Annotated in this window: 22 protein-coding genes and 1 tRNA gene; 10 read left to right on the plus strand and 13 right to left on the minus strand. The window is 61.2% G+C overall.

All coding sequences use genetic code 11. The annotated features are described in order from the left end of the window. Positions 1-756, minus strand: coding sequence for an aspartate dehydrogenase domain-containing protein (locus MTX36_RS19630; protein WP_243621350.1), 756 nt, complete (start codon positions 754-756; stop codon positions 1-3). Between the two features lie 159 nt (positions 757-915). On the opposite strand from MTX36_RS19630, the gene MTX36_RS19635 reads away from it, so the two are divergent. Then, complete coding sequence (locus tag MTX36_RS19635; protein ID WP_243621351.1) at positions 916-1,686, plus strand: IclR family transcriptional regulator; 771 nt, start codon at positions 916-918, stop codon at positions 1,684-1,686. A gap of 60 nt (positions 1,687-1,746) precedes the next feature. Here the strand turns inward: MTX36_RS19635 and MTX36_RS19640 are convergent. Continuing rightward, positions 1,747-1,832, minus strand: a tRNA-Leu gene (locus tag MTX36_RS19640). A 117-nt stretch (positions 1,833-1,949) separates the two neighbouring features. Here MTX36_RS19640 and MTX36_RS19645 point away from each other — a divergent pair. Together MTX36_RS19645 and MTX36_RS19650 are read left to right on the plus strand one after the other, a co-directional pair. Further along, a complete protein-coding gene (locus MTX36_RS19645; protein ID WP_243621352.1) occupies positions 1,950-3,302 on the plus strand; it encodes a M20/M25/M40 family metallo-hydrolase in 1,353 nt (450 codons plus the stop codon). 43 nt (positions 3,303-3,345) lie between these two features. Continuing rightward, on the plus strand, positions 3,346-3,882 hold the full coding sequence (locus tag MTX36_RS19650; RefSeq protein WP_243621353.1) for a YbhB/YbcL family Raf kinase inhibitor-like protein: 537 nt from the start codon (positions 3,346-3,348) through the stop codon (positions 3,880-3,882). A gap of 74 nt (positions 3,883-3,956) precedes the next feature. On the opposite strand, the gene MTX36_RS19655 is transcribed toward MTX36_RS19650, so the two are convergent. The 3 genes from MTX36_RS19655 to MTX36_RS19665 are packed head-to-tail and all read right to left on the minus strand — an operon-like array spanning position 3,957 to position 6,364. After that, positions 3,957-5,027, minus strand: a complete 1,071-nt coding sequence (locus MTX36_RS19655) for a quinone-dependent dihydroorotate dehydrogenase (protein WP_243621354.1) — start codon at positions 5,025-5,027, stop codon at positions 3,957-3,959. 57 nt (positions 5,028-5,084) lie between these two features. Next, complete coding sequence (locus MTX36_RS19660; RefSeq protein WP_243621355.1) at positions 5,085-5,339, minus strand: DUF5703 family protein; 255 nt, start codon at positions 5,337-5,339, stop codon at positions 5,085-5,087. Further along, the gene (locus MTX36_RS19665) at positions 5,339-6,364 is read right to left on the minus strand and encodes a WD40 repeat domain-containing protein (RefSeq protein ID WP_243621356.1); all 1,026 of its coding nucleotides are present in this window, start codon (positions 6,362-6,364) and stop codon (positions 5,339-5,341) included. The genes MTX36_RS19660 and MTX36_RS19665 overlap by 1 nt, the downstream gene beginning before the upstream one ends. A gap of 210 nt (positions 6,365-6,574) precedes the next feature. On the opposite strand from MTX36_RS19665, the gene MTX36_RS19670 reads away from it, so the two are divergent. Further along, entirely contained in the window at positions 6,575-6,973 is a 399-nt protein-coding gene (locus MTX36_RS19670; protein WP_243621357.1) for a hypothetical protein, read from the plus strand. On the opposite strand, the gene MTX36_RS19675 is transcribed toward MTX36_RS19670, so the two are convergent. The 5 genes from MTX36_RS19675 to MTX36_RS19695 form a co-directional block, all read right to left on the minus strand. Further along, positions 6,954-7,850 (minus strand): heme ABC transporter ATP-binding protein, encoded by an 897-nt coding sequence (locus MTX36_RS19675; protein ID WP_243621358.1) that lies wholly within the window; start codon positions 7,848-7,850, stop codon positions 6,954-6,956. The two genes, MTX36_RS19670 and MTX36_RS19675, sit on opposite strands and share 20 nt — an antisense overlap. Next, positions 7,847-8,941 carry a FecCD family ABC transporter permease gene (locus tag MTX36_RS19680; RefSeq protein ID WP_374230505.1) on the minus strand — a complete coding sequence of 365 codons (1,095 nt, stop codon included), beginning with the start codon at positions 8,939-8,941 and terminating at the stop codon, positions 7,847-7,849. The genes MTX36_RS19675 and MTX36_RS19680 overlap by 4 nt, the downstream gene beginning before the upstream one ends. Then, complete coding sequence (locus MTX36_RS19685; protein WP_243621359.1) at positions 8,938-9,945, minus strand: hemin ABC transporter substrate-binding protein; 1,008 nt, start codon at positions 9,943-9,945, stop codon at positions 8,938-8,940. Before MTX36_RS19685 ends, MTX36_RS19680 begins: the two co-directional genes overlap by 4 nt. Next, complete coding sequence (locus tag MTX36_RS19690) at positions 9,942-10,625, minus strand: heme oxygenase (biliverdin-producing) (protein WP_243621360.1); 684 nt, start codon at positions 10,623-10,625, stop codon at positions 9,942-9,944. Before MTX36_RS19690 ends, MTX36_RS19685 begins: the two co-directional genes overlap by 4 nt. Before the next feature lie 96 nt (positions 10,626-10,721). Further along, on the minus strand, positions 10,722-11,657 hold the full coding sequence (locus tag MTX36_RS19695) for an aldo/keto reductase (RefSeq protein WP_243621361.1): 936 nt from the start codon (positions 11,655-11,657) through the stop codon (positions 10,722-10,724). Between the two features lie 246 nt (positions 11,658-11,903). On the opposite strand from MTX36_RS19695, the gene MTX36_RS19700 reads away from it, so the two are divergent. Genes MTX36_RS19700 through MTX36_RS19715 form a run of 4 tightly spaced genes read left to right on the plus strand, consistent with a single transcriptional unit; the run spans position 11,904 to position 14,966 of the window. Beyond that, positions 11,904-12,749, plus strand: a complete 846-nt coding sequence (locus MTX36_RS19700; RefSeq protein WP_243621362.1) for an undecaprenyl-diphosphate phosphatase — start codon at positions 11,904-11,906, stop codon at positions 12,747-12,749. A 58-nt stretch (positions 12,750-12,807) separates the two neighbouring features. After that, positions 12,808-13,503, plus strand: coding sequence for a histidine phosphatase family protein (locus tag MTX36_RS19705; RefSeq protein WP_243621363.1), 696 nt, complete (start codon positions 12,808-12,810; stop codon positions 13,501-13,503). 52 nt (positions 13,504-13,555) lie between these two features. After that, positions 13,556-14,155, plus strand: a complete 600-nt coding sequence (locus tag MTX36_RS19710) for a DUF3090 domain-containing protein (protein WP_094273352.1) — start codon at positions 13,556-13,558, stop codon at positions 14,153-14,155. A gap of 13 nt (positions 14,156-14,168) precedes the next feature. Next, complete coding sequence (locus MTX36_RS19715) at positions 14,169-14,966, plus strand: SCO1664 family protein (protein WP_374230506.1); 798 nt, start codon at positions 14,169-14,171, stop codon at positions 14,964-14,966. A gap of 10 nt (positions 14,967-14,976) precedes the next feature. On the opposite strand, the gene MTX36_RS19720 is transcribed toward MTX36_RS19715, so the two are convergent. Then, complete coding sequence (locus MTX36_RS19720; RefSeq protein ID WP_243621365.1) at positions 14,977-15,420, minus strand: MarR family winged helix-turn-helix transcriptional regulator; 444 nt, start codon at positions 15,418-15,420, stop codon at positions 14,977-14,979. A gap of 84 nt (positions 15,421-15,504) precedes the next feature. Between MTX36_RS19720 and MTX36_RS19725 the strand changes: the two genes are divergently transcribed. Both MTX36_RS19725 and mshC read left to right on the plus strand, forming a co-directional pair. Next, on the plus strand, positions 15,505-17,634 hold the full coding sequence (locus MTX36_RS19725; protein ID WP_243621366.1) for an MMPL family transporter: 2,130 nt from the start codon (positions 15,505-15,507) through the stop codon (positions 17,632-17,634). 10 nt (positions 17,635-17,644) lie between these two features. Next, the gene (mshC, locus tag MTX36_RS19730; RefSeq protein WP_243621367.1) at positions 17,645-18,886 is read left to right on the plus strand and encodes a cysteine--1-D-myo-inosityl 2-amino-2-deoxy-alpha-D-glucopyranoside ligase; all 1,242 of its coding nucleotides are present in this window, start codon (positions 17,645-17,647) and stop codon (positions 18,884-18,886) included. Between the two features lie 297 nt (positions 18,887-19,183). Here mshC and MTX36_RS19735 read toward each other — a convergent pair whose 3' ends face one another. After that, entirely contained in the window at positions 19,184-19,882 is a 699-nt protein-coding gene (locus tag MTX36_RS19735; RefSeq protein WP_243621368.1) for a type 1 glutamine amidotransferase domain-containing protein, read from the minus strand. A 190-nt stretch (positions 19,883-20,072) separates the two neighbouring features. Continuing rightward, positions 20,073-20,777 (minus strand): DsbA family protein, encoded by a 705-nt coding sequence (locus MTX36_RS19740; protein ID WP_243621369.1) that lies wholly within the window; start codon positions 20,775-20,777, stop codon positions 20,073-20,075. Positions 20,778-20,857: the final 80 nt, after the last annotated feature.

Below are 20,857 nucleotides of genomic sequence, written 5' to 3' on the forward strand. Positions count from 1 at the left end.
TTACCCGAAGATCAGTCCCGATCGTTTCTCGATAGCGGATTGAAGGCTGCTCAGTACGGAACTGGCCATTTCAGTTCCGGATACACCGTTCATGGGCTGCTGTTTGAAAACCTCGAGGCAGGATCCGTCGAGGCCGATTGCCTTGGTGCTGAGCTGTCCGAGCACTGCTGCAGGATCGCTGATGAGTCGGGCGCGGCATTCATCGAGTCCGACGGTGGCGAGCGCGAACGTCACCATTGCGTTGACGTTGCGTGGATACAGGGCAGCGATGCCCCGCACCGGTCCGTCGTAGATGACCAGCCGCTCGCTTGTATCAGCTGGAACCGGTTCCAGGCTGAACGGAGACTTGACGAATTCGATTGTTGCCGAGGCCCATTTGCCGGGAGAGGACAGGTAACTCTCGACGCCGGCCAAGGCGCCGTGCGGGACGATCAGGCTGGTACCGCAGTCAGCGGAGAGTTTTGTCAGCCGGTCGCGGAGAGAGTCGTCGACGAGTGCAGCGCACGAGAGGATCATGAGGTCGCACGTCAGCAGTACCTGTTCGCTGAACTTTGCGACGGCGTCGGGATGCGCAGCTTCGATCACGATGTCGGTTTCGTGCAGCATCTGATCGGTGATTTGTGTGGCGGTGACAAATTCTGTTTCGTCCAACTCTCGACCTTGGACGAAAGACAGGCTATGTATGTCACTGGAAGCGATGTACGAAGCGATGCTGCGTGCGATGCCACCGCTGCCGATAATTCCAATTCTTGCCATTTGTCTGATTCCATACCTTTGTCGCCGGATTTCAATGACCAGAAATAGTGATCTCCGTCTCGATGTGCATGTTCAAGAAGTTAGCATCAAATTCCTTTTATAGGAATGGCTTAGTGTTAGATTCCTGTATGCGGGAAATTATGCGACATTGGAGGGGAAATGAGCGACACTCTGAGTTCGGTGAGACAAGCACTGCGAGTACTCGATGCGTTGCAGGATCACGAGGAACTGGGCATTACCGAGATCGCTCAGGCGCTGGATTGTGCGACTTCCACGGCACATCGCCTGGCGGCAACTCTGCTCGAAGCGACCTATGTGATGAAGAGTCCCGGGGGACGGAAGTACCGACTTGGGCCGGCAATGTCGGGGACGAGGAATGCTGCGGCTGTGGCGCACTGTGTCGACGTGGCCCTGCCGCACATGGAGGCCCTGCGAAATTTGACGGGGGAGACCATTCAATTGGCCGTACTGCAGAACATTTCGATCAAGTTCGTGGCTGCTGTCGAGTCCGAACAGATCATGCGGGTTACCAGCAGGATCGGTGGGTTGATGCCGGCTCACGCCACTGCCGCCGGAAAGGTGCTCCTGTCCTACCTGAGTGAGACGGAGTTGGCCGCACGATACGGCGATGGTCTGCCGCCGCCGATAACGCAGTTCGGTATCAGCTCACTGGAGGAACTCGAGATCCAATTGCGGCTCGCACGCGTCAATGGTTTCAGCCAGAATCTGGCCGAGATGGAACTGGGTGTTGCAGCGCTTGCGGTTCCAGTCATCCGGCCGACCGGCCAGGTTCTGTGCGCATTGACTCTGAGCGGGCCACTCTCTCGGTTCGACCCGAAGCGACTCGGCGTCGAATCCAGTCATGAAAGCAAGCTTCGACAGCAACTCCAACATCAGGCGCACCTGATTTCAGCGCAACTCACGGTGTAGCACACATCAAAAATGACCCCAGCCTGTTCGGCTGGGGTCATTTTCTTTATGTATTTCGAGTGTCCGAGGGGGGACTTGAACCCCCACGTCCGTTAATAGGACACTAGCACCTCAAGCTAGCGCGTCTGCCATTCCGCCACTCGGACTCGGCCCCGATTTCTCGGTGCTGGGAAAGAGTATCCGATCCCACGGGTAGTCCCAAATCGCCAGGTGAGAACGATTTCAGTCTGCCATCTCGGGTGATTCGATGGTAGGAAAGTGATATGTCTTCATCTCCGAAAGATTCAGGTCCCAGCCGTTCACAAGCAGAAGTCGTCGATCTTGTCAGCTCTCTGATTCGTTTCGACACGTCCAACACCGGAGAACTCGAAACGACCAAAGGTGAACGTGCGTGCGCGGAGTGGGTTGGTGCGCAGCTGCAAGAGGTCGGGTACGAGACCGAATATGTCGAGTCGGGTGCTCCTGGCCGCGGAAATGTGTTCGCGCGTTTGAAGGGTAAAGATTCCGGACGCGGTGCCCTGATGCTGCACGGACACCTCGACGTAGTTCCGGCTGAGCCGGCCGACTGGAGTGTCCACCCCTTCTCCGGGGCCGTTCAGGACGGATACATCTGGGGTCGCGGCGCTGTCGATATGAAAGACATGGTCGGGATGATCCTGGCGCTCGCCCGCCAGTTCAAGGCCGAGGGAACTGTTCCGCCGCGTGACCTGGTGTTCGCATTTGTCGCCGACGAAGAAGCGGGCGGCAAATACGGATGCCAGTGGCTGGTCGAGCACCGACCGGATTTGTTCGACGGTGTGACCGAGGCTGTCGGCGAAGTGGGCGGATTCTCGTTGACCGTTCCGCGTCCGGACGGAACCGATCGCCGTCTGTATCTGGTGGAGACGGCGGAGAAGGGCCTCGGCTGGATGAGGCTGACGGCCAAAGGCCGGGCCGGACATGGTTCCTTCCTTCACGACGACAATGCCGTGGCGACCTTGGCGGGGGCAGTCGCGAGGTTGAGTGCCCATCAGTTCCCGATCGTGATTTCAGATTCGGTCGCGGAATTCCTCACCGCGGTGGGTGAAGAGACGGGCCTCGATTTCGATCCGACGTCGCCTGATATCGACGGAACCTTGGCCAAGCTGGGCACTATTGCCAACATCATCGGCGCGACATTCCGGGACACCGCCAATCCCACGATGCTCAAGGCCGGATACAAGGCAAACGTCATTCCGCAGACTGCGGAAGCCGTCTTCGACTGCCGTGTGCTTCCCGGACGCCAAGCCGAGTTCGAGCGCACCGTCGACCAATTGATCGGCCCCGACGTGACCCGCGAGTGGATCACCAAACTCGACTCGTACGAAACAACATTCGACGGCCATCTGGTCGATGCGATGAACAACGCGATCCTCGCTCACGACCCCGATGCGCGCACCGTTCCGTACATGCTCTCGGGCGGGACCGACGCGAAAGCGTTTGCGAAACTGGGTATTCGGTGCTTCGGCTTCGCGCCGTTGCAGTTGCCGCCCGAACTCGATTTCAGTGCGTTGTTCCATGGCGTCGACGAGAGGGTGCCGGTGGACGCCGTACTGTTCGGAACACGTGTTCTGGAAAATTTCTTGCTCAATTCCTGAACACGCAGCAGCCTTGAACATCAGTCACACGAAAGGATTTCGCATGGCTTACGATCCGTACGAACCATTGCCGAAGTTGCCGAGCTTCGAGCTGACCAGCGACGACATCACGGCGGGTCAACCGCTGAAACTCGCTCAGGCCAGCGGTGCCTTCGGTGTTCCCGGCGGTGAGGACATCTCGCCGCAGCTCTCCTGGTCGGGATTCCCCGCCGAGACCAAGAGCTTTGTTGTCACAGTGTTGGATCCTGATGCCCCCACCGCGTCGGGATTCTGGCACTGGGAAGTGGCGAACATCCCCGCTTCTGTCACTGAACTTCCGGCCGGCGCGGGCGCTGCGGACAGTTCGGCTCTGCCTGAGGGCACGGTGACTCTCCGCCACGACGGCGGAGGCTTCGGCTACATCGGTGCCGGCCCGCCTCCCGGACACGGACCGCATCGATACATCGTGGCCGTTCATGCACTGGATGTAGACAAGCTCGACGGCGTTACCGCCGACTCGTCACCCGCGTTCCTGGGGTTCAACGTGTTCCATCACGCGATCGCACGCGCAACGCTGACAGGTACGTTCGAGGTCAAGTAAGGCCAGACCAACGGCAGCGGCCGGTTTCCTTCGTGATGAAGGAAACCGGCCGCTGCCGTTGAGGCGCTTAGTGGCTAGCGCGGGTTCTCGGCGCCCACGGCTTGGCTGATCGAGGAGAATCCGGCAGCCCGCACCTTCTTGGCGATGCCCTTGTGAATGCTGCGAGCCCAGAACGGTCCGCCGTAGATGAAGCCGGTGTAGCCCTGAACCAGGGTTGCGCCGGCCAGAATGCGCTCCCAGGCCTGATCGGCTGTTTCGATACCGCCGACAGAGATGATGGTCAGTTTGTTGCCGACACGACCGTACAACCGGCGAAGCACCTCGAGTGAGCGATCCGCAACGGGCGCCCCGGACAGTCCGCCCGCACCGATCGCCGCGACCTCGGCGTCGGGCGTCTTCAATCCGTCGCGACGAATCGTGGTGTTGGTGGCCACAATGCCGGCCAATCCGAGCTCGACGGCCAGATCCGCGACAGCGTCGACGTCGTCGTCGGACAGGTCCGGAGCAATCTTCACGAGAACCGGAACATGAACGGTGTCGAGGACTGCCTGAAGTAGCGGGCGCAGTGATTCGACCGCCTGCAGATCGCGGAGTCCGGGAGTGTTGGGGGAGCTGACGTTGACCACCATGAAGTCGGCCAGGGGGCCGAGCAGTTGTGCACTGGCCGTGTAATCGGCAGGCGCGTCGGCGGCGTCGACGATCTTGGTCTTCCCGATGTTGGCGCCGATCGGTACGGTGACGCGGCGCTGGCGCAAGAAGTTCGCCGCATGTCCGGCACCGTGATTGTTGAAACCCATCCGGTTGATCAGAGCGCGATCAGCGGGCAGACGGAACAGTCGTGGAGCTGGATTGCCGGGCTGCGCCTGCGCCGTGACGGTTCCGATTTCTGCGAATCCGAATCCGAGCGGACCCCACGCGTCGACTCCGGTGGCGTCCTTGTCGAAGCCGGCCGCCAATCCGAGCGGAGCGGGAAACGTCAGCCCGAAAGCCTGGCTCCGAAGGACCGGATCGTCGACCACGAGGACCTTCGCGACGAGCCATCGGATCGGCGCAAATCTCGTCACCAGACGCATGGCGGCAAACGCCAGATGATGGATGCGCTCCGGGGGAACGCGGAACATCAGGCTCAACAGCAGCTGGTACACAATTCTCCTGCTTTTCTTCGGTGTGAACTTCGTGGTGTGAACGTCGAGGTGGGCGAATCAGTGGATGATGCCGTCCGGATTTTCCACATGTAGCGGTGTTTTCTTACGTTTGAGCAGAACACGTCGGGTGCCGTCCGGATACAGACGCACCTGGGAAAGCTCCCAGCCACCGAACTCCGCGGAGATCGACAGGCGCATCGACGCGGTTATTCGCGAGACATGTGGCGGAAGGTGCAGCGGCAGATAGTCGAACACGTCGTCGGATGTGTCCCAGGGAGTCTGTGCCGAGGAAGGCCTCTGCCGCTGCGCCATCAGCTGATCCGCGTGGGAATGCTCTGGAGTCCGTCCCCGGTTGCGGACCCGACGATCAGGGTGCCGGTGCTGGAATCGACTGCGAGCGAGTTGGGCTGACGTACGGTGCGGAACCGGGCGGTTTCGACGGGGATGCCCGAGGAGAGGTCCAGGCCGACAACTTCGTTGGTGCCTGTCAGAGTCACCCACACCCGGTCTGCGCCCTCGTCGTAGGCCACTGCGTACGGCGAGTCACCGACGGGGAAGCGCTGGCGCATCAGGAGCGGATCAGCTGTGAAGACCAGAAGTTCGTCTCCGGTGGTATCGGTGACGAGGATGCGACCGAAATGGTCCGTCGCGAGATGTGTTGCGCCTTCGCCGGCCCTCAAGGCGGCACCGAGACGGTCTTCGTCCAAGTTGATTGCTGTCAGTGAGGTTTGCTGGTGATCGAGCGCGCTGAGATTCTCGCCCGTCACCGCAAGTTCGTCGACCGATGCAAAACCTGAAATCGTTTGTGACTGATCGGTCTTCGGGTCGACAATGTGAATTGAACCATCGTCTGTTCCGATTGCGATGCGGCCATCGGCAAGTTCGACTGCCGAGTTGGCCACTCCCGGGGAGGGGGTAATGCTCTGCTCGCCAGTGACCAGATTCAGCGTCACGACCTTGCCGTCCATGGACAGCAAGGCTTTTCCGTCCGAGGCGATCGATACGTCGCGGACGTCTCCGTCGAGGCTGATATCTCGGCCGGCTACCGCTGTATCCGCAGACTTCAGCGAATCGGCCGGAACGATCCGAACCGAACGTGGATCCTGCGTCACGACGAGAGTGTTGCGCGTGACCGGATCGAATGTGATGGAATCGATTCGGCCGGTGTACGGACGAACGACGCCGTCGAGAGAAGTTGTGGTGGCCGGCGAAACTACCGCGGTAGCCGGGTCGATAGTTTGGAGTTTGTCGCCACCCTCACCGGAAGAACATCCAGTGACAAGCAGAAGAGCCGCTCCCATCGCTGCTGTGGTGGTGCGGATCCCAAGGCGAGTCATGTGTCGGTTCCTCGTTTTCTTTTCAAAACTTGTCTTCACTTGATATCTCGAAATGACTGCTGACGCTCTACGTCTGCTCTCGATCATCCCTGATCGACGCACAACGGTTTTCACCGCATTGGACTACGGCAGACCATTCCGCCCGGTGCACCGCCGCGATACCGTACGAACAACGATTGTGGCTGACACGCAATCTCTGAGGAGCTCATCGTGATTCCTGTCGAACCCTCCGGATCCGGAGAGGATTGTGGCGACTACGAGCGCGGCAATTTCGAGATCGAAGATGTCTCCGTGGGTGCACACGCGCATGGTTTCGGCAGGTCAGCGGGTAGGACATTTGCATTCCGCGTGCGCAAAAGCATCCTGTACGTCGAGGTGTATCGGGACTATTGCGAGCGAAGTGTCCCAAGCCCGGACGACGTGATTGCGACTGCGGAGCGGTCGGTCCGGGACATCGACTTAACGGACGTTCGGAGCATTTCTGCTGTGGTCCGCGACGCAGTCGCCTCGGCTGAGACAGATTCATCACAGCCGTCGGGGAGTGAGGGAGTTACGACGCTACGCGCAGTACTTGATCGACTCGGTGCGATCATCGATTCCGTTCGCTGACACCGGACCCTGACCGACTTGCTGCGGGTGTGAAGTCGCGACGCGGAACGACCAAGGTCGCCCCGGTCTTCGGGTGCTCGAAAACTTCGACCGGATAACCGTAAACCCGAGTGAGTAGTTCCTCGTGCAAAACCGACTCCGGAGGTCCGTCGGCGGCGATGCGGCCGTCCTCGAGGACAACGATCCGGTCTGCATAGGCCGCGGCCAAAGCCAGATCGTGGAGAACGACCACCACAGCGCCGCCCTCGGCGGCCCGGGCCCTCGCGACTGACATGACTGCTTCTTGGTGACCGAGGTCGAGAGCGGCGGTCGGTTCGTCGAGCAGTACCGTCGACGTTTCCTGTGCGAGTACACGTGCAAGTGCTACGCGGGCCTGCTCGCCGCCTGACAGAGCTGCAAACGGACGCTGCGCGAACGCTTCGACATCACACGTTTTCATGGCGTCGACAACGGCGTCACCGTCACGATCCTCACGTGCGGTCCCGGCCCAGGGGGCGCGACCCATCGTGACGACCTGGTGGGCGGTGAACGAGAAGCCGATGGTGTGTTTCTGGGGGAGTACTGCACGCCGACGTGCCATGTCGATCGCGGACCACGATAGGAGATCGGTTCCTTCGACCTCGACGCGTCCACTGACTACCGGTTGGTCACCGGAGAGGGCGGCGAGAAGAGTCGACTTTCCCGCGCCGTTCGGACCTACGAGAACAAGCACCTCGCCGACGCGTACGTCGACGCTGACGTTGTCGAGGATTTTCCGCCCACCGCGTTCGACGGTGATGTCGAGTGCTCGCAGTGTGGTGTCCCCGACGAGGGGGCTCTGCGGTTCGACGGGAGTGCGTCCGAACAGTTCACGCCAGTTGCGTGCGATGCTGCTCATGCCCAACCACCTTGCCTTGCACGGGTGCGGCGCAACAACCAGAAGAAGAAGGGTCCACCGACGAGTGCGGTCAGCATTCCGAGCGGGAGGTCGGCATTGGCGACCAGGGACCGTGATCCCAGGTCTGCGAGTAGCAGAACCAGGCCGCCGCCGAGGGCACTGGCCGGGATCAAGGCGCGATGCCCGGGGCCGACCACGATGCGCATCAGATGGGGAACTACCAGTCCGACGAACATGATGATGCCGGTGAACGCGACGCTGGCCGACACCAGCAAGGCGACGATCAGGACTGCCACTTGGCGCAGCCGTTCGACATTGACGCCCAAGTGCCGCGCCGCATGTTCGCCGAGAGCGAGTAGGTCGAGCCGGGGCGCGATCATCATGGTTGCGGCGATGCCGATGACGGCCATCGGCGCTACGACCATCACCGAGCTCCACGTTGCGCCGTTGAGGCTGCCGAGTTGCCAGAAGACAATCTGATCACGAGCCGAAGGGCTGGCGATGAATGTGAAGAAAGCGATCAGCCCGCCGGCAAACGCATTGACGGCCACACCGGTCAGAATGAGCGTGACTACTTCGGTTCGGCCTTCGTGCCGGGCAAGGAGATACACCGCGGCGGTCGTGATCAGACCGGCGACAAATGCGGCGGCGGCGACGGTCCAACCGGCGACAAAGGTTCCGCCGACGACGATGACGGCGCTCGCGCCGACAGCCGCTCCGGCGGATACGCCGATCACTCCGGGTTCGGCCAGGGGGTTGGAAAACACTCCCTGGAGCAATGCGCCTGAACAACCCAGTGCCGCGCCGACACAGATGGCGAGAACTACCCGGGGAAAGCGCACTTCCCAGAGCGTGACCTCACCGCTCGGGTGGGCCGGCAAGGGGCCGATATCGAGGCCGATTCGATGCATGATGCTGCCCAGAACCTCGAGTGCCGAGGTAGGAACTTGTCCGATGCAGGCCGAGAGCAGCGCGACAATCACCAAAGCAACGGAAAGGCTTATGAGAACTATGCTCACCCGCGAGCGCGACGCTGCGGGGGTTGCCGACGGGTCAGCAGCCCCAACGTGTTCTTCTGTCTCGGTACTCACGAATCTGCAGGTCCGTAGATGGCTTCGGCCAACACCTGCATGACGCGGCCGGTGTTCGGACCGAAGCTGAGGATGACGCCGTCTTCCATGTCGACGACGCGCTGATTCTTGCCCGCTGGTGTCTGTGCGATTCCGGGAATCTTCTCGAGGCCGTCGATCCCGCCGATGGAGGCGAGTCCGTCCGTCATCAGTAGAAACGCGTCGGGAGCGGCCGCGATGAGTGCCTCGCTGGTTATCGCGACAAAATTCGACGTGATTCCGGAGGCTGTTCCCGCGTCGACGGCGCCGAGTGCTTCGATGAGTGAATCGGCTCCGGAACCGTCGCCGCCGATCATCGTGATGGCGGTCCCGCGAAGATAGAGGAACGCGATCTTCAGTTGTTCGGCGTTATCGGGCACCAGATCGCGGGCAGTCGCGATCTCGCTTTCGGTTCGATCGACCAGCGCCTTGCCTTGCTCGGGCACTCCGAGTGCGTCGGCGACGGCTTGAATCTGGCTCGGGACACCTTCGAGGGTTCGGGTGGGGTCTAAGAACACGACCGGAATTCCCGCTGCGCGCAGTTGGTCCTGCACGCTCTGCGGTCCGATGCTCGTATCGGTGAGAATGACCGTCGGGTTGAGATTGAGGATCGCTTCCGCGCTGAGTGATTGTCCACCCACCGTGACGACGGGGACGTCGGCTACAGCCGGGAACTTGGCGGAGGTGTCTCGGCCGACCAGGTTGTCGCCGAGTCCGAGCGCGACGGTGGTCGCGGCGTACGTTCCGTACCGGTCAGCCGCGATGATCCGACTGTTGTCGGTGATCGTGACCGGAACCCCGTCGAAGCCTGTGACCGTGGTCGGCAAGCTTGCGACGGGGTTTTCCGATACCGGTGTCGGGCTGGAATCTTCGAGTACGGCGGTTCGTGCTTGATGTGTCGAACCGGGCTGCTCGTTCGATCCGCACGCGACGAGACCGAACCCGGCGATCACGACCAATGCTGCCGCGGTCCAACGCTTACTCATTTGACGAGGTAGCTCTCGATGTTGCCCTCGAGGTCGGAAAACAGGTCGCCGTTGAGGCGGTACGCGATATTGACCTCGTCGATGAACTTCTGCTGTTCCTCAGCTGTGATGTCGAGGGCATCGAGGTTGGCGCGGTAGGCGTCCTTGAACGGCTTGGGCTTGGGAATGCCGTCGAAGGTGTAGAAACGGAGGCCGTCGGTTTGGAGGCCGTAGGCGCGCTCGAGCATCCGGCGGATGATCTGTCCGCCGGAGAGGTCGCCCATGTAGCGCAGGTAATGGTGAGCGACGAAGCCGGCCGGCCAGTCGACGCCAACTTCCTGCAGGCGCGCTACGTAGCGTTCGGTGGCCGGCATTGCTTCGAGACCCTCACGCCAGTTCTCGCCGATCAGGAATTCCAGATCGGCTTCGAGTGCGGCAACGCGCAGGAGATCGTCGGAGAGGAAGGGGCTGACCAGTGCGTTATCAGCATGGGTGCGGCCGGCTTCTTCGAGGCTTGTGTAAACGAGGTACGTCTGGCCGAGTAGTGCTGCCAACGCGGCCTGCGTCAGTTTGCCGCCGAGGAGCGCTCCGACGAATCCGGACTGCTCCGTCTCGCGGTGAGCGGCATCGGTTTCCGCTTTGAGGCGCTCGGAGAATGCTGGTGCATTGGCGGAACTGTGGTCTACGTCAAGCGTTGTCATGGATTCTCCTGTGGGCTACGGACGTGCGTTGCTCACTAGGTTAGCCTGTCCTCTGCTGGTCGTCTGTCCGGGTATTCGGTTCAGCCAGATCGAGAGTTACGCGCTCACATCGTCCAATGCCGCGGCAATCGCTTTCGGCAATTCCAATTCCTCGGCAACCAGCACTCCGGTGAGCTGAGCGAGATCACGTGTGCCGACCACAGCGCTGGCAACCCCGGGTCGATCCCGGGCCCAGGCAAGTGCCACGGCCAAAGGTGAGGTACCCAATCCGTCGGCCGCTGTAACGACCGCATCGACCACGCGCACCGACGAATCCGTGAGGTAGCTCTGCACGTGGCGCGAATGCGTGTCGTCGGCACCTCGTGAATCGACGGGAATGCCGTCGCGGTACTTCCCGGTCAGGACGCCGCCGGCAAGCGGAACAGCGGCGAAGACACCGACGCCGTGATGCGAAGCCGCTGCGAACAATTCTTCTTCGACTCCGCGTGCGAGCAAGGAATACTCGGCCTGAGTTGCGGTGAGAGTTGTTGCGCCACATGACCCGACGGCTGTAGCCAACTGCCATCCGAGGTACCCGCGCACACCGACGTAGCGAACCTTGCCGCTCGAGACGGCGTAGTCGAGGGTTGCCGCGACTTCGTAGACCGGGGTCATTGGGTCCCAGGTCGCGACCTGCCACATATCCAGATAGTCGGTGCCGAGTTCGCGGAGGGTGGCGTCCAACTGGCGCAGTAATCCGCGTCGTGAGCAGTCGACCCGATCCGTTCCGATCGGCTTGGGATCGATCCCGGCGCTGGAACTGATGATCAGCTCGTCGCGGGGGACGACGTCGTTGAGAAGTTCGGCCAGAATCCGTTGCGCCGCGCCGTCGCCGTACGCGGGCGAAGTGTCCACCAACGTTCCGCCGGCCTCCGCGAAAGCCAGGATCTGAGCCGCCGCTTCATCGCCGTCGGTATCGCGCCCCCAGGTCAGTGTGCCGAGTCCAAGTCGCGAGACTCGAAGTCCGCTCGTTCCGACTGATCTGTGCTTCATAGCCGCCCTGCATCTCCCGCGCCTGATTCGGGTACGCGTGTGTCGTACCCGAGAGTTGTCACCACGTGCAGACTAGTGCGCGCGTGACCTAAGTCGGGGTATTCGGGCATCCGCGTGCCGGACTCGGCGTGCCCAACAGCGCACCGGTAGCGTGACGCCCGTGAAAAGTGAACCCGACACACGAAACCGTTGTGTAGTAATCCCATTCGAATCGGCCCAGATCGAATCATTGCAGGCTGACCTCTGATGGGCGAGGCGATGACATGGCTACAGGCCATGGTCCTGGGGCTCGTGCAGGGATTAACCGAGTTCCTGCCTGTTTCGTCGTCCGGACATCTGAGGATCGTCTCCGAAATATTCTTCGGAAGTGATGCGGGAGCGTCGTTCACGGCGGTGACCCAGCTCGGTACAGAACTTGCCGTTCTGATCTATTTTGCTCGCGACATCGTGAGGATTATCACCGCCTGGTTCCGAGGATTGTTCAACGCCGAACATCGCGGCGACCTCGACTACCGGATGGGGTGGTACGTCATCATCGGCACCATTCCGGTGGGCATTCTCGGGTTCCTTTTCAAGGATCAGATCCGTACGGGCGCACGCAATTTGTGGCTGATCGCCACGATGCTCATCGTGTTCGCCCTCGTGATCGCGGCTGCGGAGTACTACGGACGTAAGACGCGTCCCATCGAAAGCCTCACCATGCGCGACGGAATCATCATGGGTTCGGCGCAGGCGCTCGCACTCATTCCCGGTGTGTCGCGTTCCGGCGGAACCATCAGTGCCGGTTTGTTCCTCGGACTGACACGTGAGGCTGCTGCGCGCTATTCGTTCCTGCTGGCAATTCCGGCGGTTCTCGCATCCGGTCTGTTCAGCCTTCCCGACGCCTTCGAGCCTGCCGGTGACGGACTGAACGCCAGCGGACCGCAGTTGCTCGTCGCCACGGTCATTGCGTTTGGCGTCGGCTATGCAGCCATCGCCTGGTTGCTCAAGTTTGTGGTGAATCATTCGATGTACTGGTTCGTCGGATACAGAATCGCTCTCGGCGTACTCGTCCTTGCCTTGCTGGCCACAGGGGTTGTTTCAGCGACATAGCGACCGTTTGGACGTCGACGGTCCACCCGCAGGAGCGCTGCCCCATTAGGGTTGTGGCATGACAGTTGTCCTTCTGCGGCACGGGCGGTCGACGTCCAACACTGCCCATACTCTGGCCGGCCGAGCGCCGGGTGTGGAACTCGACGATCACGGACGGAAGCAAGCGGCCGGCGTCGTGGATCGATTGGCCGGTCTCGATATCGCGGAAATTGTTCGCTCACCGCTACTGCGGTGCGAGCAGACCGTCGAGCCCATTGCTGCGGACCGCGGACTTACCCCGGTTGTCGAGGACCGCCTGATCGAAGTGGATTACGGCCAATGGACCGGGCGGCCCCTGAAGGAACTGCTCGACGAGCCGCTCTGGAAAGTGGTGCAGCGACACGCGTCCGGTGCAGTGTTTCCCGGTGGTGAAGGACTGGCTCAGGTTCAGGCGCGAGCGGTTGCCGCTATTCGCGAGCACGACGCGCGACTCGCCGAAAAACACGGCCATGATGTCGTCTGGATTGCCTGTACTCATGGTGATGTCATCAAATCCGTGCTTGCGGACGCCTATGCAATGCATCTCGACTCGTTTCAGCGGATTGTCGCGGAACCAGCGTCCATGAGCGTGATCCGGTACACCGCAACTCTGCCCTTCATTCTTCGGGTCAACGACACCGGAGATGCGTTGGCAGCGATCGCCGGTGCACGAGCGTCGACCAATGGTTCCGCTCCCGCGCCGGAGGCCGTCCCCGGCGGAGAGGTTGGGGTGTGAACTGTGACAGATAATGGGTATCCAGGGATGTTCTCGAATTCGAGGAGGTGCAATGTCGCGCGCGATTCACGTATTTCGCACCCCTGATCGTTTTGTCGCAGGGACTGTGGGCGAGCCCGGTGACAGGTCGTTCTATCTCCAAGCTGTGCATGATGCACGCGTGGTGAGCGTGTTGCTCGAGAAACAACAAGTGCAGGTCCTTGCCGACCGCATGGGTTTGCTTCTCGAGGAAGTGCACCGACGTTTCGGCACGGACGTTCCGCCTGCAGCCGGCGATATCACCGACCTCAGCCCACTCGTCACTCCTCTCGACGCCGAATTTCGAGTCGGCACGATGGGATTGGGCTGGGATGCCGACGCCGGCGCCGTCGTAGTGGAACTTCTCGCGGTCAGTGAAACCGAGTTCGACGAGTCGGTAGTTCTCGATGATTCCGACGACGGTCCCGACGCGGTGCGCGTGTTCCTGACCCCGGAGCAGGCGCGTGAGTTCTCGCTACGTTCGGAGCGTGTGATCGCAGCCGGCCGGGCACCGTGTCCGCTGTGCGGTGAACCTTTGGCTCCCGAGGGTCATATCTGTATCCGCACCAACGGCTATCGTCGCGGTGAGTCCTTCGGATTCGCGATCGACGACGCAGATTCCGACGAGGACTGAGACAGTGTCCGACGTGACTGAACCCGACGTCTTACTGGGCGGTGACCTGACGGTCATCGGGCAGATCACGACAGCGAGTAACGCGACCCTGGTCTGCGACTCGATTCTCGGCGAGCAATCGATGAGGGTCGTGTACAAGCCGGTTCGCGGTGAGCGTCCGCTGTGGGATTTCCCCGACGGCACCCTGGCGGGCCGAGAGGTCGCGTCGTATCGAGTGTCGGAAACGTTGGGGTGGGGCGTGATTCCGCGAACTGTGTTGCGGGACGGTCCTTTCGGTCCGGGAATGGTCCAGCGCTGGGTGGACACGGTCGATCGTGTTTCGGATGGGAGCAACGAACCCGAGATCGTCGATCTGTGCAGTCCGGGCAATGTCCCGCCGGGATGGTTCGAGGTTCTTCAAGCGTTCGATTCCGAAGGGGAGCCTGTCTCGCTCATTCATGCTGACGATCCGCGCCTTCAACGGATGGCGGTTCTCGACGTGCTGATCAACAATGCGGACCGCAAGGGCGGTCACGCACTCGAGGGCGTCGACGGTTCCGTCTACGGAGTCGATCACGGCATCTGCCTGCACACGGACAACAAGTTGCGAACCGTGTTGTGGGGCTGGGCCGGGCGTACGGTGCCAGGCCCGTTGCTCGCGGACGTTGCTGACTTTGCCGCTTCTGTCGACGGCAGTTTCGGTGACGAACTGTCCGACCTGATCACCGATTCCGAAATCGCCGCACTTGCGGGACGGGCACGAAATATGGTCGAGATGGCCGTCATGCCGGTCCCGAACGGACATCGCACAATTCCGTGGCCGCCGTTCTAGCTGCCGGCCTTTAGCCGTCGGTCGAGTGCGGATTTAGTGCCGGTGACCGGACGAGGCGCAACAGTTGCTCACGTAACGCGCTGACATCTCCGACGCCGACCGTCAGTGCCGCGTCCTCCTTCTCGAGAACGAGCAGGCGTTGATACGTGATCAGTCCGGATTCGGTGACCGTGATCAGTCGACGGCGTTCGTCCCGTGGGTCGGTGCCGCGAGTGACGAAGCCGGCCCGCTCGAGTCGATCGATGGTGCGACTCATCGTCTGGTCGGTGACGCGTGACTTCTTGGCGATGTCTCGCTGAGACATCGGCGCTTGCGCAATGGAGTGCAACACGATGAGTCCGGCATGCGTCATGTCCTGACTGCGCAAGACCTTTTCCCACGAGTGTTCCAGCAGCCGAGCGGCGGTCGACAGTAGTCGGCCTGTCGGCCAGGTTTCCAACCCGTCGTCACTCACTTCTTGCCCTTCCACTTGCTATTGTTCAGCTCGCTGAACAAAATAGGAGTCGCACCCGTCAATCTGCCGAGCTCTGGAGACACAGTGAGCACAACAGTCAATACGCGTCGTCGCCTGAGATGGATTGTGCCAGCCCTGCTGGTAATCGGCTGGTTGGCTATTGGAGGCTTCGGCGGACCATTTGCCGGAAAGCTCAGCACGGTGCAGCAGAACGACAATACGTCGTTCCTTCCGGCTTCGGCCGAAGCGACCGAAGTGGCGAAACTTCAGGAAGGTTTCACCGACACACGCTTCGTGCCGGCGATCATCGTCGCCGAGAGAGAAGGCGGCATCGAGCCCGGTGATTCCGCCTTCTTGACGGCAACAGTCGACGACTTCGTGGGCACCGAAGGGTTCGGTGATGCGAGTTCGCCCGCGATACCGTCTGCTGACGGGCAGGCACTACAGCTGTTCCTCCCGATCGACAGCACTGTCGAGGTCAAGACATCGGTCAAGGACCTGCGTGCCGCACTGGAATCTGCGCCGGACGGGTTGACGGTGTTCGTGACCGGACCGGCCGGTCAGGTCGCCGACCTCTCAGCCGCTTTTGCCGGCATCGACGGTCTCCTTCTGCTGGTTGCCGGTTCGGTCGTGATTCTGATTCTGATCGTGGTGTATCGCAGCCCGATCCTGCCGTTCGTTGTCATCTTCTCGGCGATCTTCGCTCTCGGGTTGTCCAGCTTGCTCGTCTATCTGCTGGCCGATGCCGATGTGATCGCTCTCAACGGTCAGAGTCAAGGCATCCTCTTCATTCTCGTCTTCGGAGCCGCGACGGACTACGCGTTGCTGTTGGTCTCGCGGTATCGCGAGGAACTGCGGATCGAGAAAGACAAATACGCCGCGATGTGGGTCGCGTGGCGTGCCACGCTGGAACCCGTCGCAGCGTCCGCGGGCACGGTCATCGCCGGCGTTCTGTGCCTGCTCCTCTCGGATCTGAACTCCAATCGCGGCCTCGGACCCGTCGCGGCAATCGGCATCGCTGCGTCGTTCCTCGCGTCGATGACTTTCCTGCCCGCGGTTCTGGTGCTTTTCGGTCGGTCAGCGTACTGGCCGACCATGCCGAAGTTCGATGTCGATGCCGCACACCACGACGAGGCGAAGGATCACCGATTCTGGGCTGCACTGGCGGCTCGTATCGGGCGGCATCCGCGACGCTTCTGGGTTTCGTCGACACTGGTGTTGGTTATCTTTGCGCTGATGATGCCCCAGTTCAAAGCCAACGGAGTGGCGTCGTCGGACGTTTTTCTACTCGACGTCGATTCTGTTGCGGGCCAGGAGATTCTCGGAGACCACTTCGATGCCGGCTCGGGTTCACCGGCGATCGTCATCGCCAACGCGGATTCCCTGGACGAGGCTTTGTCCGCAAGTCGCGTTGACGGCGTGAGCGATGTCTCCGTCGTTCAGAAGGCGGGAGTGCCTCTCGTTGTCGACGGCCGAGTCTCCCTGGAGGCCACGTTGACAGATGCGGCTGACTCCATCGAGGCTGAAAACACGATTGTGCGACTTCGTGATTCAGTTCACGGTGTCGAAGGCGCCGACGCCCTGGTGGGCGGTGTCACCGCTACCGATCTGGATACCAAAACCACATCCACGCGCGACCGCACCGTGATCATTCCCGTGGTTATTTTTGTTGTCTTCGTGATCCTCGCGCTTCTACTCCGGTCATTGCTGGCACCGTTGTTGTTGATGGGGACAGTGGTGCTCTCGTTTGCTGCGACACTGGGAATTTCGTCACTCGTGTTCGATCACATCTTCGGCTTCCCCGGGGCCGACCCGGTGGTCCCACTGTTCGCTTTCGTGTTCTTGGTAGCACTAGGTATTGACTACAACATCTTTCTGATGACCCGAGTCCGCGAGGAAGCCCTCCAAATCGGGACCAGGGCCGGTACGCTGCGTGGCCTGACGGTGACCGGTGGAGTGATTACCTCCGCCGGAGTTGTTCTGGCAGCAACATTCTCGGCGTTGGCCGTGATTCCACTGTTATTCCTCGCACAACTCGCATTCATCGTGGCGTTCGGTGTGCTCCTCGATGCCTTGATCGTTCGATCCTTGCTGGTCCCGGCGCTGACCTACGACATCGGTCAGAAGATCTGGTGGCCGAGCAAGCTAGCGTCGATGCCCGAACCGACACCCGATCAGCCAGCACCTTCCGAGCGCTCGACGAGTCTCCACTAGGCTCGGCAGCATGCAGTCTTGGTCCGATACAGCACTCCCGTCCGTTCCCGGCCAGGGGCCGCCATTGCGGCTGTACGACACAGCCGACCGTCAGGTTCGCCCCGTCGCCCCGGGGAAGACGGCAACAATGTACGTCTGCGGAATCACCCCGTACGACGCCACTCACCTTGGCCACGCGGCCACCTATCTCACGTTCGACCTTGTGAATCGCCTGTGGCGCGATGCCGGTCACGATGTCCACTATGTCCAGAACGTGACTGACGTGGACGATCCGCTCTTCGAGCGAGCAAACCGCGACGGCGAGGACTGGATAGTTCTCGGAATGCGTGAGACGGCGCTCTTCCGTGAGGACATGGAAGCACTGAGAGTCCTTCCACCCCGGGACTACATCGGTGCTGTCGAATCGATCAACGAAGTAGTCGAGTTGGTGGAGAAGTTCGTAGCGGCCGGGGCCGCTTACGTCGTTGACGATGCAGAGTTCCCGGACGTGTACTTCCGTGCCGATGCAACCGAGCAATTCGGTTACGAATCCGGCTACGACCGCGCCACGATGGAGAAGTTCTTCGCCGAGCGCGGCGGCGATCCGGACCGAGTCGGCAAACGTAATCCTCTCGACGCGTTGGTGTGGCGCGCCGTGCGACCGGGAGAGCCCTCCTGGCCGTCACCGTTCGGTCCAGGCCGACCTGGTTGGCACATCGAGTGTGCCGCAATCGCACTCAACCGCATCGGGTCCGGCTTCGACGTTCAGGGCGGTGGAAGCGATCTGATCTTCCCGCACCACGAGTTTTCAGCCGCTCACGCCGAATGCGCCACGGGTGATCGACGTTTCGCCCGCCACTACGTCCACACCGGCATGATCGGTTTGGACGGTGAAAAGATGTCGAAGAGTCGCGGAAACCTGGTCTTCGTGTCCAAGTTGCGCGGCAGCGGGGTCGATCCGGCAGCAATTCGCCTCGGCCTGCTGTCCGGGCACTACCGCCAGGATCGGGCCTGGACGGATCAGGTTCTGACCGATGCGCAGGCGCGCCTGAAGCTGTGGCGCGACGCTGCGGCACTCACCTCGGCTCAGCCCGTCACCGATACGGTTGCCCGCTTGCGCCAGCATCTCGCCGACGATCTCGACACTCCCAAAGCATTGGACGCACTGGATGGGTGGGCTCGTCGCGCCATCGAAGGCGACGGCTCCGATACGCAGGCTCCGGCCAAGTTCGCAGACGCGGTAGACGCTCTGTTGGGAGTTTCCGTCCGCTGATTTCTCAGTCTGGAAGGGGTGCGACTTGTGTCGCACCCCTTTTTTGTGCCGTTTTTTGGCCTGAACTCACATTTGCTGATGTGAGGAGAAGGATTTGCTGGAAAGTGCCAAGATGATTCTTCGGTCATACCTGACAGTTCGGTCAACTCAACTTTGTTGTTCTGTTGTCAACTGACCTCGAGTGTGGACGTCGGCGAACTGCCGCCTGGACCTACCGCGGCGGCAACAGCCGGCACGGTAGGTCCTCTGGTGCACGGGTATTCCCGATGTGTCAGTCAACGCTCAACCTCGACCGTTTCAGGCCAGGTCGGCGACGATTCGCTCCGCGAGCGGCTTGGATGACGCGGGATTCTGGCCGGTGTACAGCTTCCGATCCACCACGATGTAGGGCGACCACGCTTCGGCATTCGCGAACTTGCCACCCTGCTCGCGCAGTCGAGTTTCGAGCAGCCAGGGAGCCTTGTCCGCCAAACCCGCCTGTGTCTCCTCTTCATTGGTGAACGAGGTCAGCTGATAGCCGTCGAACAACCAACTTCCATCGGATTTGCGGGCGGGCAGCAGCGCTGCTCCCGCATGGCAGACAGCGGAGACAACCTTTCCGGCGTCCAAGAACTCCACCAATAGCTCGCCGAAAGATGTGGACACCGCAAGATCCTCCATCGGCCCATGCCCACCGGGAACAAAGACCAAGTCGTAGTCCTCGGCGTCTACACCTTCCAAGACCTCCGGAGAGTCGAGGGCTGGCTGCAGGTCGGAGATGTACTTGCGCATTCGGTCAGCACCCGCTTGCCCGCCATTGACCTCGGGCGCAAGACTTCCCTCATCCACAGTAGGGACCTTGCCTCCAGGTGTTGCGATCACGATGTCGTAACCGGCGTCGACGAACACTCGATGAGACTCGACCAGCTCCTCGGCCCAGTATCCGGTCGGATGAGCCGTCCCGTCGTTCAGTGTCCAGTGATCTGCAGAGGTGACGGCAAACAACAGCTTTGTCATCGCACAACCTTTCGTCGGAGAGAAGAACCATTCGGTGCAACACGCTCAAAACGAGAGAATTCCGAATCGCGTACTTTCGGTGTGATTCCGCACAATCGGTCGATCGTCGAGGATTTGGGAATTGCAACGACGCGTGGCGCTCAGGCGCAGCACAGCGATTCACTGTGCAGTCGGAGGTGGTTGTGGTCGGTTATTTCCCGTCGTGCTCGACGAGTTGGTCGAGTTCGATGACTTGGCCGCGATTGATACTGACCCAGTCTCGTCCCCGCAAGTAGGGCCGCAGGCTTTCCCCGATCAAGGTGGCATCGGCGCTGGTTTTGGGGCGTTGCAATTCGTAGACGTGCGGCAGCGCGGCCATTCCGCTCACGACTTGCCACAGTGTCAATGCCTCCGCTCCGGTGGGCGGATCGACGAGTACCGGGCCGAACAGGCACTGCTCTCCGGGGAAGAACAATGTCGGAACACCGAACCCGCCTGCGTCGACGACCCGCTGGTGATCGGCCCGGATCTCGTCGTGGGTGGTCGGATCCGCCAGGGCCTGGTCGAACAGTGTGTCCTCGACGCCGAGCCCCTCGAGGAGTCGGCGCGCGGTCTCGGGTAGATGCGGGGTCCCGCCGCGCTCATGTAGTTCGGCACCGACCGCCGCGTACCAGTCGTCGAGCAAGACCATGTCTCGGCGGCGCAGTGCCACGCCGATACGCATCAGAGACCAGCCGTAGGACCAATCGCGTTCCCACGCATGCTTTTTGCCTTCGCGTCGGTTGATCTCCTCCAGGCTGAAGAAGCGCCAGTTCACCGTCAGTCGGAGTTGATCACGTACATCGCGCATCCAGATCGAGGTTTGGTAGGCGAATGGGCACAGAGGATCGAAATGGAAGTCGACGGTGGTCGTCATGGGGCGAGCGATTCGACGAGATGCCGAGGGAGTACGTCCGCGAGGCCCACGACGATATCGGTCACCGAACCGATGATGCG

Source organism: Rhodococcus sp. ARC_M6 (assembly GCF_022810305.1).
In the GTDB taxonomy this organism is placed as follows: Bacteria; Actinomycetota; Actinomycetes; order Mycobacteriales; family Mycobacteriaceae; genus Rhodococcus_F.

Coding starts and splice junctions, on each gene's coding strand:
- MTX36_RS19630 (WP_243621350.1), bottom strand. CDS start 756: ATGGCAAGAATTGGAATTATCGGCAGCGGTGGCATCGCACGCAGCATC.
- MTX36_RS19650 (WP_243621353.1), top strand. CDS start 3,346: ATGGCTTACGATCCGTACGAACCATTGCCGAAGTTGCCGAGCTTCGAG.
- MTX36_RS19740 (WP_243621369.1), bottom strand. CDS start 20,777: ATGACGACCACCGTCGACTTCCATTTCGATCCTCTGTGCCCATTCGCC.
- MTX36_RS19675 (WP_243621358.1), bottom strand. CDS start 7,850: ATGAGCAGCATCGCACGCAACTGGCGTGAACTGTTCGGACGCACTCCC.
- MTX36_RS19735 (WP_243621368.1), bottom strand. CDS start 19,882: ATGACAAAGCTGTTGTTTGCCGTCACCTCTGCAGATCACTGGACACTG.
- MTX36_RS19695 (WP_243621361.1), bottom strand. CDS start 11,657: ATGAAGCACAGATCAGTCGGAACGAGCGGACTTCGAGTCTCGCGACTT.
- MTX36_RS19660 (WP_243621355.1), bottom strand. CDS start 5,339: ATGGCGCAGCGGCAGAGGCCTTCCTCGGCACAGACTCCCTGGGACACA.
- MTX36_RS19635 (WP_243621351.1), top strand. CDS start 916: ATGAGCGACACTCTGAGTTCGGTGAGACAAGCACTGCGAGTACTCGAT.
- MTX36_RS19685 (WP_243621359.1), bottom strand. CDS start 9,945: ATGAGTAAGCGTTGGACCGCGGCAGCATTGGTCGTGATCGCCGGGTTC.
- MTX36_RS19645 (WP_243621352.1), top strand. CDS start 1,950: ATGTCTTCATCTCCGAAAGATTCAGGTCCCAGCCGTTCACAAGCAGAA.
- MTX36_RS19700 (WP_243621362.1), top strand. CDS start 11,904: ATGGGCGAGGCGATGACATGGCTACAGGCCATGGTCCTGGGGCTCGTG.
- MTX36_RS19710 (WP_094273352.1), top strand. CDS start 13,556: ATGTCGCGCGCGATTCACGTATTTCGCACCCCTGATCGTTTTGTCGCA.
- mshC (WP_243621367.1), top strand. CDS start 17,645: ATGCAGTCTTGGTCCGATACAGCACTCCCGTCCGTTCCCGGCCAGGGG.
- MTX36_RS19690 (WP_243621360.1), bottom strand. CDS start 10,625: ATGACAACGCTTGACGTAGACCACAGTTCCGCCAATGCACCAGCATTC.
- MTX36_RS19705 (WP_243621363.1), top strand. CDS start 12,808: ATGACAGTTGTCCTTCTGCGGCACGGGCGGTCGACGTCCAACACTGCC.
- MTX36_RS19665 (WP_243621356.1), bottom strand. CDS start 6,364: ATGACTCGCCTTGGGATCCGCACCACCACAGCAGCGATGGGAGCGGCT.